Consider the following 11,673-nt stretch of genomic DNA (forward strand, 5'->3'; position numbering starts at 1 on the left):
GCGTTCAGATAATTGAAATCCATCCGCACCCGCCTGAGACGTGCGCGGGAACCCGGCTCCTTGACGAAGAAGTGCAGGACGATGGCTTCCTCGGGCTGGATGCGCAGCACCAAGGCGACCGGGTGGGCGTCCTCGCTGCCGGAGGTCGGGAAGGCACGGTGCGGAACCGGCCTGAAACGGATGGAAATCTCCGAGACATCCGCCGCCATGCGCTTGCCGGTGCGGAGATAAAACGGTACGTCCTGCCAGCGCCAATTGTCCACGTGGAGCTTGAGGGCGGCATAGGTCTCGGTGTCGGAATCCGGGGCGACGCCCGGCTCTTCCCGATAGGCGGGCACCCGGCAGCCCTTGATCCAGCCCGCGCCATACTGCCCCCGCACCGCGCGCTGCGCGACCTGCTCAGGTGGAATGGGGCGGAGAGCGTGCATCACGTCCATCTTGCGGTTGCGGATATCGTCGGCGTCGTACACCGCCGGTGGTTCCATGGCCACCAGACAGAGCAGCTGCATGAGATGATTCTGCACCATGTCCCGCAAGGCTCCCGCGTGGTCGTAGTAGCTGCCGCGGTGCTCCACTCCTAGAGTCTCTGCCACGGTGATCGCCACGTGATCCACGTAACGCCGATCCCAGATCGGCTCGAAGATGGGATTGGCGAAGCGCAGGGCAAGAATGTTCTGCACCGTTTCCTTGCCCAGAAAATGGTCAATCCGGTAGATCTGATTCTCGTGAAAGTACTCGGTCAGCGCCCGATTGATCGCCTGATAGGAGGCCAGGTCCCGTCCTAAAGGCTTCTCCACCACGATGCGCGCCCGCTCCCGGTCCTTGTGCAATTGTGCCCGTCCCAGGTTGCAGGCAATGTCGGCGAACAGAAACGGCGGCGTTGCCATGTAATAGACCTGCTGGCAAGACTCCTTCCACTCCTGTTCACGGGCCTGCACCAGCGTACGCAGCCGCCGGTACAACGCCGAATCCTTGAGGTCGCCGCTGATGTAGTCCAAGCCTCGACAGAACCCGGTCCAGCGTTCGTCTTTTTCAACGTTCTCGCCGGATTCGGCCAGCTTTTCGGCGTAATGGCGAGCCAGTTCCCCCGGCCCGAGTGGCATCCGGTCGATGCCGATGAGGTGGAAGCGATCCGGCAGATGATTGCCGACATAAAGCCGGAATAATGCCGGGACGATCAACCGCCAGGACAGATCGCCGGCCGCGCCGAACAGGACGAACAGAGAGCTTTGCGGATGGGGATGCCGTTCCATGAAACGTTCTCGTCGGATGCAGCATTTTCGTTCTTAGAATTCGAGTCCGATGCACTGGGATGCGTTCCGTCCGCAGCGGGTCGATGAGACACTCAGCTTGGGGCTCGGTTTTCCAAGGCTCGGCAAACCGGGCTTAGGAAATCGACAGCGGGCGGAAAGGCGTGGTGGCCGTACCGGTCAAAAATTGATATATAGAGACCCCGCGATCAAGTGATGCATGGTCTCGTTCTGATGTTTGTTGTCGTCGATGTACTGGTTCAGATAACCCAATTCGGCACGGAAGTTCGGGTTGAACGTCCAGCCCAGTCCGGCGAATATGCGGTTCTGGTCGAAGCCCGCCTCACCGCCCCACTTCGTGTCGTTAAGCCGCACGAAGACCTCGTCCCAGGCGATCAGGCTCAGCCGCGGCTCTAGCTCCAGAGGATGCTGGAAACGAATCATCTGCCGCGGTCTCACCCGCACCTGGTCACCTCTGAGAAAATTGCTTTCCACCATGGTTCGGAAGGTAAATGTGCCGATATCGGTGGGCCAGACATAACGGAATGCCGGCCAGATATCCTGCTGTGAGATATAGGGTTTGCCGAGATTTTGGGTAGGCAGCCAGGTATATCCGGCCCAGACGGTGGCACGGTCGCTGAGCGAGTAGCCGAGCGCGGCGCGGGCCATGCCTTGATACCAATGCCCCCAATCGTCGTCGAAGCGGGATTGCCCCTCCAGCCAGATTCGCCCCTTCTCCAGGCTAGAGTCCAGGAACTTCAGGCTGCCTTCTCCGACGACTTGAATCCAGCTGCCGGCATCCTCGGTCAACTCGTCCGCATGCCCGTTCGATGGCGTCGCGGCCAGGGCGGCGAAAAAACCGAGAATCGTGACTAGCGGGATATTTCGATGTTTTTTCGCTCTCATGGTTTCAATGCTCTGGCGTGGTGATTACCGGGCGGCCAACAGGCTCAGCAGCCCGCCCAACAGGTCTTTCGGCGCCGGCGGGCAGCCGCGAATCACCGCATCCACCGGCACCACGTTGCCGACCGGTCCGCAGCTGGCGTAGGACTCTCCGAACTCGCCGCCGTCCGCGGCGCAAGTCCCTACTGCCACCACCCACTTGGGATCGGGAGCAGCCTCGTACACCGTCAGCAGAGCATGCTGCATATGCCGCGAGACCGGCCCCGTCACCAGCAGGATGTCGGCATGTCGCGGCGACGCGACGAAGTGAACGCCAAAGCGCTCGAGATCGTAAAAGGCGTTGTTCAAGGCATGGATCTCGAGTTCGCAACCGTTGCAGGAACCGGCGTCCACCATACGAATGCCGAGGCTGCCGCTGAAGCGCCGGTCGATGGCCGTCTTCAGTTCGGCTCCGATGGCCTCCAGCTCGGGATCGGTGTAGGCCTTGGCCGGCTCGGTGACGACGCCGACGCGGTAGATTTTTTCAAAGATTCGTAGCACAGCATCATCCTCTAGAGATCGTGGCCGGAATAGGAACCGTTCACCGATTTGTTGCAGAGCGGGAAATCGGGCACGATGTTGCCGTGGATCAGCCGCTCCAGGGCCGGCCAGTTGAACACGCTGGGATCGCGCGGGTAATAGCGGCTGATGCGTCCGTCCGAGCCGAAACGGATGTAGCACAGAATCTCGCCGCGCCAGCCTTCCACCAGAGCCAGACCCTCGGCACCTGCGTCCGGAGTCCGCCAGTCCGCCCGGATCGGTCCTTTCCCGAGACTGCGCAGCAATTGGGCGATGATGTGCAGCGAGGCATAGATCTCGTCGTACCGCACGTTGAGGCGGGCCGCCACATCGCCGTCCCGATGGCAGGCCGGCCGCACCTCGATCCGATCGTAGGGGGCGTAAGCCGCATCCCGCCGCAAATCGAAATCGATCCCGCTGGCGCGGGCGACGAACCCCAAACAGCCGAGCGCCCGGGCGGTGGCCTCCGGCAGCACCCCGGCCGTTACCAGGCGATCCTGGAGCGAATCGTTGTCGGCCAGGATGGGTCGCAATTCGTCCAACTCCTTACGGAGCCAAATCAGCTCTCCCGCCATGGCGGCAGCGGCTTCCGAGCTCAAATCGTGGGCCACGCCGCCCGGCACCACCCGATCCATCAGCAAGCGATGGCCGAACCACGACCGGTTGTTGCGCAGCCACAGCTCCCTCAACCTGGAGAACTGGTAACTGGCGAAAGCAAACGCCACGTCGTTGCAGATGGCGCCGATGTCGCCCAGGTGATTGGCGATGCGCTCGCGCTCCGCCAGGATTCCGCGGATCGTCAAAGCGCGTTCCGGCACCCGGACTTCGGCGGCCTGCTCCATCGCCCTGCAGGCGGCCCAGGTGTGACCGACCGTGGTGTCGCCGGACACGCGGCCGGCCAATCGGGCGAGACTGTCGGGACCCCTTCCCTCGGCGATCTTTTCGATCCCCTTGTGCACGTAGCCCAGGCGCTCCTCGAGATTGAGCACCGTTTCGCCGACCGCCGAAAAACGGAAATGGCCGGGTTCGATGATACCGGCGTGCACCGGGCCTACCGGAATTTCGTAGACGCCGTGCCCTTGCGCGCGCTGAAAGGCGTAAGCCTTGTCGGGCGGCGTCACGGCCTTGGGGTTGCCGCTTCTCGGAAAACTCTTTCGGAGCGGAAACTCGTCCGCCGTCCAAGCCTGATGCCGCAGCCAGCGGCGCGCGTCGGGATGGCCGATGAAGTCCAATCCGAAGGCGTCGCGGGTACGCCGTTCCGATCGGTTCGCGCCGGGAAACCAAGGCGCTTGCGAGGGCAGCTCCCTTTGGTCGGCATCAAGCACCGCGCGGAGCAGCACGAATCGCCCGTCTTTTTCGAGACAGGACATGGCTAAGAACCGGAGCGAAGGCATGGAGCCGATGTCGTCCGCCCATCCTCCGGCCCAGCGGAATCCTTTGCCGGCGGCCAGTTCGGCCGTCCTGCCCCAGTCGTCCGGTTTGATCGCGATCGGGACAGCCGGTATCAAGCCCGGCTCATTCGAGTAATGGATCGCGATTCCTTGTCGGTCGAATTCGGCAAGAAGATCCTCGACCGGATCGAACTGATGGAACCGCGTCGGCTGCGCGATGCGCGGTTTGGCTAAAACACTCATAGCGGTGAACTCCCGGCGATAGTTTGGGTGGCCTGATCGAACCAATTGGAAAGAACGCCCGGGATGGACAATCCCATCCACAGAACCAGAATCAGGTGGACTGCTACCGGCCACAAATTTGCGCTGATCGGGTGCTGCCCTTCCGGCACCGCGCCGTAAACCACCGGCTGGATATAACGGAACAGTCCGGCGAAGGCGATGCCGATGCCGATCAGGAGCAGCGGCGTCAGCCAGGGAAACTGCTGCATGGTGGCAGTGAGCACCAGGAACTCGCTCGTAAATACGCCGAAAGGCGGAAACCCGGCGATGGCCGCCGTGCCGATCAAAAGACCCCAGCCGATGGCGGGCTGGGTTTTGATTAGCCCCCGGATTTTTTCGAGTTGCTGGGTCTTAGCGAGCTGCGCTGCGTGTCCCACGGTCACGAAAATGGCCGATTTGGTCAGCGAATGCATAGTCATGTGCATCAGCGCCGCGAAGGTCGCGAGCGGGCCGCCCAGTCCGAAGGCGAAGGTCATCATGCCCATGTGCTCAATGGATGAATAGCTGAACAGCCGCTTGATGTCGCGCTGGCGGTGCAGGAACAGGGCCGCGACCAGGAAGGACAGGAGGCCGAAGCCCATCATCAGATAGCCCGCCATGTGGGTACCGGTGGAACCGTCCACCAGCATCTTGCAGCGCACCACCGCGTACAAGGCATCGTTGAGCAGCAGTCCCGAGAGTATGGCCGACATCGGGGTCGGACCTTCGGAATGGGCGTCCGGCAGCCAGTTGTGCAGAGGCACGAGCCCGATCTTGGTGCCGTAGCCCACCAGCAGGAATACGAAAGCGATGCCCAGCACGGTGGGATTCAGCTCGGCGGCATGCTCGAACAGTACCGACCACTGCATGCCGAGCCCGCCGGTCCCGATTTGGCCGGCGGCGAAATAGAGCAGCACCGTCCCGAACAGGGCCTGAGCGATGCCTACCCCGCACAGGATGAAATACTTCCAGGCCGCTTCCACCGATTCCGGTGTGCGGTACAGGCTGACCAGCAGCACCGTGGCCAGCGTCGCGCCCTCCATCGCCACCCACAGCACGCCCATATTGTTGGTTGTCAGAACCACCAGCATGGCCAGCATGAAGCCCTGGTACATGGTGTGGTAAAGCCGCAGCCGGTTCGGCGTCAGACGGCCGTGCCGGGTCTCGTTAAGCATGTACGGCGCGGAGAAGATCGCCGTGGTCAGTCCGACGAACGTAGTCAGCACCACCAGATAAACGTTGAACGCATCGATCCGGAATTCGCCGGCGGCGACCGTCATGGGTCCATTATTGAAAACCTCGATGGCGAGCCACAAAGACGCGAGGAACCCCGCCCCGTTGAGATAGACGTTGACCTTGCCGGCCTTGTCGATGGAACCGAGCAGGGCGAGCAGCGGCATGCCCAGCAAGGGAATGCCGAGCACCGGATAAAGCGCCGTCATCGATCCACCTCGCTCAAGCGGTTGAGACGGTCCACATCCAGCGAGTCGATGCTTTCGCGGATATGGAAAAAGAACACGCCGAAAACGACCGCGGCGACCAGTACGTCGAACGCGATGCCGATCTCGACCACCATCGGCATGCCCTGGGTTGCGGCGACGGCAGCGAAGAACAGCCCGTTCTCGATCGACATGAAACCCACCACGTGCGCCACCGCCTGCCGGCGCGACACCATCGCGAGCATCCCCAAAAGCACCACGGCGAGGCTGACCGCGATGGCGTTGCGAGTCGCGAGGGCCGACAGCTGCTCGATGGGCAGCACCACGTAATAGCTGAACAGCACCAGGGCCGCCGCCGCGGTCATGACGTAGGTCGGATAGAGCAGCGACTCGACCTCCCGGTGCATGTCGAACTTCACGATCAGGCGCAGCAGCATCCAGGGAATCAGGAATCCTTTGAGGACCAGGCTAATGAGCGCCGACGTGTAGAGATGCGGATTTTGCTGGGTATAGGCGCATAGCGCGGTGGTCGCCGCCAGCAGCAGGCCCTGCCAGGCGAACACGGCCACCAGGCTGGACAGGCGTTTCTGCGCCAGCATGAGAAACGAAGTGAAGACCACCAGCGCGGCGATGAACAGGATGGCCTGTTCGTATAGCGAATGATTCGTCAATACATTCATTGTCCGATTTCCAGAATGATGTGGCTGAGCATGCCCAAGAGGCTCAGGAGATAAGCGAAGCCGAGAAATTCCTGCACCCGGAACAGGCGCATCTTGGCGAACACGGTTTCGGCGGCGGCCAGCAATGCGCCAAGCCCGAAGAGCTTGAGCAGGATGGCCGCCAAGCCCGATCCGAGCGACGCCAGCGACAGGTCCTCGGCGATGCCCCAAGGGAAGAAAATATTGGCGATGAGGACGCCGTACAGCATCAGGCGGATTTCGCCCGCCCATTCGATCAGGGCCAGGTACTTGCCGCTGTATTCCAGAACCATGGCCTCGTGGATCATAGTGAGCTCCAGGTGAGTGGTGGGATTGTCCACCGGTACCCGTCCGGTTTCCGCCACCGCCACCAGTACCATTCCGGCCAGGGCGAAGACGAACGAGGGTCGGAGCGCCACGCCGGTGTCCAGCACGTAATCGATGGCGCTGGCGAGATTGGTGGTGTTGGCGCTCATGGCCAGGGCGAAGATCGCCATCAGCATGGCCGGTTCGCTGAGCGAGGCGATGGTGACTTCCCGCGAGGACCCCATGCCGCCGAAGGCCGTGCCCACGTCCATGCCGGCCAGAACCAGGAAGAACCTGCCCAGGGCGAGAAAGCCCGCCAGCGCGATCACATCGGCAATGGACGCGGTCGGCAGGTGCACGGCGAAGAACGGCACCACCGCCGCGGCCAGCACCGCCGAGGCGAACACGATATAAGGTGCCGCCTCGAACAGCCAGGACGCCTGTTCGGCCACCACCGGCTGCTTCCGCAACAGCTTGGCCAGTTCCCGGTAGGGTTGCAGCAGCGAAGGCGCCTTGCGGTTCTGCAAACGGCACTTGACCATTTTTGTCCAGCCAGCCAAGAGCGGCGCGGCCAAGATGAATAAAATCGGTTCGACTAAGGCGATCAATCCGCTCATCCGCTCACGACTCCCAACAGCAACAGCAAAGTGAAAAAGGAATAGGCAATGTAGAGTCGAACGCTTCCCGTCTGAATCAAGGCCACCCGCCGCGCCAGCGCCTCCACTCCGCGCGCCGCCGGTGCATACAGACCGTACCAGGAGCGGTCCTCCACTTCGAGGGCGTAGTGGACCGGCGTGTTTTCCAGCGCCTCCGCGCCCCCTGTCCGGATCGTCTCCCTGACCGCCCATATCGGCGCGAAGATGCGGCGGATCGGCTGACTGAACGCGGTGGAGGTGTACTGTGTGCGCGGGCTAAGCCCTCCGAACCCGCAGTCCCAAGGCCGGCTGCGCCGGACTTCGGCGACGGCCAGGCGCCCGATCAGATAGCGGGCGGTCCACCAGGCCAGTCCCAGCCCCAATACCACCAGCAACGCCGAATACGAGGCCACTGTCCGGCTCCCCGGCGTCAGCCAGATCCAGCCTTCGCCCGAAGCGCTCGGCAGCGTTTGCCCGAGCAGCAGTTGACTGACCGGCTCCAGCATTCGGATGATCGGCGTGGGCAGCACGCCCAGCAGCACACACAGTCCCGCCAAGAGCGCGGGGCCGGCGAGCATGCCGGGATGCGCCGCTTCGCGCGCGCGGGCGGCGTGCCTGCCCCGTGGAAGCCCCAGGAAGCCGATGCCGTAGAATTTCGCGAAGGTCGCCGCGGCCATCGCGCCGGTAAAGGCGAGCACCGCCGCCGTGACCGGAATCACGCTGCGCAGGATGCCGCTTTCCAGCGAGGACGACTGCAAGGCGGCCTGAAACGTGAGCCATTCGGACACGAAGCCGTTAAACGGCGGCAGGGCCGAGATCGCGAGGCAGCCGATGAGCGCCAGCACGGCGGTTTTCGGCATGCGCTTGACGAGACCTCCCAAGTGCTCCAGATCGTGCTCGTGGGTCTGGTGCAACACCGAACCCGCGGTGAGAAACAGCAGATTCTTGAACACCGAGTGGTTGAGCGAGTGGTAGAGCGCGGCCAAGAGGCCGATGACGCCCAGTTCGCCGTGTCCAGTGCCGAGAAAGATCATCGACAAACCCAGCCCCATGGCGATGATGCCGATGTTCTCGATGGAGCTGTAGGCCAGGAGCCGCTTGATCTCGTTTTGCTGGAAGGCATACAGCACCCCCAGCACGGCAGAGGCGGTGCCGAGGATCAGCACGGCGACGCCCCACTGCCATTGAACATCCCCGAGCAGATCGAACCCGAATCGCATGAGGCCGTAGATCGCCACCTTGAGCATCACGCCGCTCATCAGGGCCGAAATATGGGAAGGCGCTACCGGATGAGCTTCCGGCAGCCAGGCATGCAAGGGCACCAGGCCGGCTTTCATGCCGAAGCCCATCAGGGCCAGCAGAAAAGCTGCCGTACCCCAGCCGGCCGTGAGATGCGTGTAGCGGAAGACATCGAAGCTGTAACTGTGGGCGAAACCCGCCAGCACGCCGAAACCGAGAATGATCGCGATGGCGCCGATCTCGGCCATCAGCAGGTACAGGAACGCCGCGCGCCGGTTGGCCGCGCGTTCATGCTGGAAAGCCACCAGAAAATAACTGGAGACCGACATCAGCTCCCAGGCGATGACGAAGAAGAATGCATCATCGGCCAGGAGCACCAGCTCCATGCCGGCGACGAAAAGACCGGTACAGAGACCGAGCAGCCAAAGCGGGTGCTCGGTTTGCCGGTACTCGCGGACGTAACCGGGTCCATAGAGACTCGCCGCGATGACGCCGAGGCCGATGATCAAGAGAAAAAATCCCGATAGCGCGTCGAGCCGCACGTGCCAGTGCAGCCAGGGCAAGCCGAACGGCAGTTGGTCCACCGTGACGCCTTGGCCGAGCAAGGCGGAAATCCCGCCGATCAAGGCGGCGAGGCCGGACAGCGCCAGCAGCCCGAACACGCCTTTTTGCAGCAAGCGAGGATACACAGGCGCGGCGAACAAGCGTTCGGACCGCGCCGGCCATTCTTTCAGACCGGCGAGCGGAGCCAGCCGGTTCGCGGCGCGTTCCAATATCATCCGGTGCTCGGAAAACAGGGCCAGAGCGCCCGACAACAGGGCGCACTGAACCGAGAGGTAGGCCAGGAACAAAGACATGGTTCGACTCCTCGGGCTTCAACCGTGCTTGGAGGTTTTGAGGCTAAACCGTTGAGTCGCACGCTCTCCTTCGTCCGTTTTCCGCCGGCGCGCGGCGAGAGGATGATTCGAATAGGGCTGGTGGTTTTCCAAGCCGCGAATCTCGCAGCGGCCGCCCCGGTCTTGATAGTCGTGGCGGAAGTGGTCGATGAACTCCATGACCGTATGGTCGATGAGATAGGCATTTGACAAGTCGAAAATCACCGTTTGCCCCTCAGGCAAGGTCGACAACTCGCTTTTCAGCCCGATGAAATTGGAGAAAACGGCCGATCCATTGATGCGGATGTGATGAACGCCGGGAGAGGTTTGCATGAGCGTGTAGTTGATCCTGAGCAGGTTCTTGAAGTCCACACCGCGAAGAATGTGGACCATCAGCTTCGCCACGATGCCGATGAATACGCCGACTAATAGATCGGTGGCCAGAACGCCCACAATCGTGATGCAGAAGAGCGCCAGTTGCTCTTTGCCGATATCCATGGTCTTGACGAATTCCCTGGGCGAGGCCAGGCGGAAACCCGTGTAGACCAGTAGCGCCGCCAGCGAGGCCAGCGGGATTTCGTGAATGAGTCTGGGAAAGAACAGCACGAATAACGCCAGGAACAGGCCGTGGAAGAAATTCGCCCAGGCCGTCTTGGCACCGTTATGGACGTTGGCCGAGGAACGGACGATCTCGGCGATCATCGGAAGCCCCCCGACTGCGCTCGACAAAAGATTTCCCACCCCCACCGCAGTGAGGTCGCGGTTCAGATCCGAATAGCGCTTGTAAGAATCGAGCTTGTCCACCGCAGCGGCGCTCAGCAGCGATTCGAGACTCCCGACCAGGCAGATCGATACCGCCGCCCCCCAGAACTCGACTGTCGCGATTTTGGAGAAATCCGGAAAATAGAAGCTTGCCAGCACATTTTCCGGAATCGACACCAGGAATTTCGGCCCCACCGTAAATTCGTGGCGCGGCAGGAATTCCTCCTGCGGCAGAAACAAATACACGTGCTTATGGTCGAGGTCAAAGACCTGACCCAGAGCCATGCCGACGACGACCACGATCAGGGGGGCCGGGACCATCTTGAGATACGGATTTCTGACCCAGGACCAGATCATCAAAATAACCAGCCCCAGCAATCCGATCAGGGCTATTTCAGGGTTGGCGTTCATCACGCTGCGCGGAATCTCGGCGATGGCGGAGAGAATTTCACCGCCTTCCGGCCTCACCCCGAGCATGACATGGACTTGCTTGGCCATAATGATGATCCCAATGGCGGCCAGCATGCCGTGCACCACCGAAGCCGGGAAATAGGCGTTGAGCTTGCCGGCTTTGAAGATCCCCATCAGGATTTGCAGCACGCTCGCCACCACGATGGCGGCTAGGGTATGGCGGTAACCCGCCATGGCGTTCCCCTGCCCCAGGGACTGCACCGCCGAGAGAATCACGACGATCAATCCGGCCGCGGGGCCGTTGATCGTGACATGAGAGCCGTTGATCCTGGACACGATTACCCCGCCGATTACGGCACTGATGATCCCGGCCATAGGCGGAAAACCCGAGGCCATGGCGATACCGAGACACAGCGGCAGAGCGATCAGAAACACCAGAAAGCCGGAGACGAGATCCGATCGCCAATGGTCCAGAAGACCCGGTAGTCCGGCTCGAGGCACCCGGCGCAATGTATGTACTGAAGCCATAGTCGTCCTCGCAGAGTTGTACTGACCCTGCCGAAGCGACTTCCGTGCCAAACCTGCTATTTTTCTAGGTTATTGATTACGAAATTGGTTTTGTACTTTGGCAAGGCTGCCAGACTCGGACCGGTTCAAGATCACCGGTGGAACCGGCTTATCCAAACCATCCATGGATGATATTTCCAATCATCGAGGATCAAGCCAATGCGCGGCAGAGGAGTACTGTCAAGGACAATCAATCGGCTAGGAATCGACGCAAGTTCCGGTTCTTGCATAATCCCGATGCTCAGCACACGTTAAAGCCCACAGCCGTCGTCACTAATACCGGACGAGTTCTTCACGTGCTAGAGTCGTTTATGTTTCTTCTCTTTCCGGTCTTATTCCCATGTACCACGCCAAAATGGTGGCGGTCGTCCAGCAGAT

The 11,673-nt window shown here is 61.5% G+C and carries 9 protein-coding genes; all 9 read right to left on the bottom strand.

What is annotated here, in order from left to right; genetic code table 11:
- A partial coding sequence (gene zwf, locus ABJK70_RS12610) for a glucose-6-phosphate dehydrogenase (protein WP_347258146.1) occupies positions 1-1,253 on the bottom strand: 1,253 nt, incomplete at its 3' end.
- 177 nt (positions 1,254-1,430) lie between these two features.
- Positions 1,431-2,156, bottom strand: a complete 726-nt coding sequence (locus ABJK70_RS12615; protein ID WP_156881251.1) for a DUF2490 domain-containing protein — start codon at positions 2,154-2,156, stop codon at positions 1,431-1,433.
- Between the two features lie 24 nt (positions 2,157-2,180).
- Complete coding sequence (gene nuoB, locus ABJK70_RS12620; RefSeq protein ID WP_086132867.1) at positions 2,181-2,693, bottom strand: NADH-quinone oxidoreductase subunit NuoB; 513 nt, start codon at positions 2,691-2,693, stop codon at positions 2,181-2,183.
- Positions 2,694-2,704: 11 nt separating this feature from the next.
- The gene (locus ABJK70_RS12625) at positions 2,705-4,345 is read right to left on the bottom strand and encodes an NADH-quinone oxidoreductase subunit C (protein ID WP_347258147.1); all 1,641 of its coding nucleotides are present in this window, start codon (positions 4,343-4,345) and stop codon (positions 2,705-2,707) included.
- Positions 4,342-5,805, bottom strand: a complete 1,464-nt coding sequence (locus tag ABJK70_RS12630) for a hydrogenase 4 subunit F (RefSeq protein WP_347258148.1) — start codon at positions 5,803-5,805, stop codon at positions 4,342-4,344. Before ABJK70_RS12630 ends, ABJK70_RS12625 begins: the two co-directional genes overlap by 4 nt.
- Complete coding sequence (locus tag ABJK70_RS12635; protein ID WP_086132864.1) at positions 5,802-6,482, bottom strand: formate hydrogenlyase; 681 nt, start codon at positions 6,480-6,482, stop codon at positions 5,802-5,804. The genes ABJK70_RS12630 and ABJK70_RS12635 overlap by 4 nt, the downstream gene beginning before the upstream one ends.
- Positions 6,479-7,423 carry an NADH-quinone oxidoreductase subunit H gene (locus tag ABJK70_RS12640; protein ID WP_347258149.1) on the bottom strand — a complete coding sequence of 315 codons (945 nt, stop codon included), beginning with the start codon at positions 7,421-7,423 and terminating at the stop codon, positions 6,479-6,481. Before ABJK70_RS12640 ends, ABJK70_RS12635 begins: the two co-directional genes overlap by 4 nt.
- Entirely contained in the window at positions 7,420-9,537 is a 2,118-nt protein-coding gene (gene hyfB / locus ABJK70_RS12645; RefSeq protein ID WP_086132862.1) for a hydrogenase 4 subunit B, read from the bottom strand. Before hyfB ends, ABJK70_RS12640 begins: the two co-directional genes overlap by 4 nt.
- An 18-nt stretch (positions 9,538-9,555) precedes the next feature.
- Positions 9,556-11,256 carry a SulP family inorganic anion transporter gene (locus ABJK70_RS12650; protein ID WP_086132861.1) on the bottom strand — a complete coding sequence of 567 codons (1,701 nt, stop codon included), beginning with the start codon at positions 11,254-11,256 and terminating at the stop codon, positions 9,556-9,558.
- Between the last annotated feature and the right edge of the window lie 417 nt (positions 11,257-11,673).

It is taken from the genome of Methylocaldum sp. (genome assembly GCF_039794385.1).
Lineage (GTDB): Bacteria > Pseudomonadota > Gammaproteobacteria > Methylococcales > Methylococcaceae > Methylocaldum.

Coding starts and splice junctions, on each gene's coding strand:
- ABJK70_RS12630 (WP_347258148.1), bottom strand. CDS start 5,805: ATGACGGCGCTTTATCCGGTGCTCGGCATTCCCTTGCTGGGCATGCCG.
- ABJK70_RS12650 (WP_086132861.1), bottom strand. CDS start 11,256: ATGGCTTCAGTACATACATTGCGCCGGGTGCCTCGAGCCGGACTACCG.
- ABJK70_RS12625 (WP_347258147.1), bottom strand. CDS start 4,345: ATGAGTGTTTTAGCCAAACCGCGCATCGCGCAGCCGACGCGGTTCCAT.
- ABJK70_RS12615 (WP_156881251.1), bottom strand. CDS start 2,156: ATGAGAGCGAAAAAACATCGAAATATCCCGCTAGTCACGATTCTCGGT.
- ABJK70_RS12635 (WP_086132864.1), bottom strand. CDS start 6,482: ATGAATGTATTGACGAATCATTCGCTATACGAACAGGCCATCCTGTTC.
- hyfB (WP_086132862.1), bottom strand. CDS start 9,537: ATGTCTTTGTTCCTGGCCTACCTCTCGGTTCAGTGCGCCCTGTTGTCG.
- ABJK70_RS12640 (WP_347258149.1), bottom strand. CDS start 7,423: ATGAGCGGATTGATCGCCTTAGTCGAACCGATTTTATTCATCTTGGCC.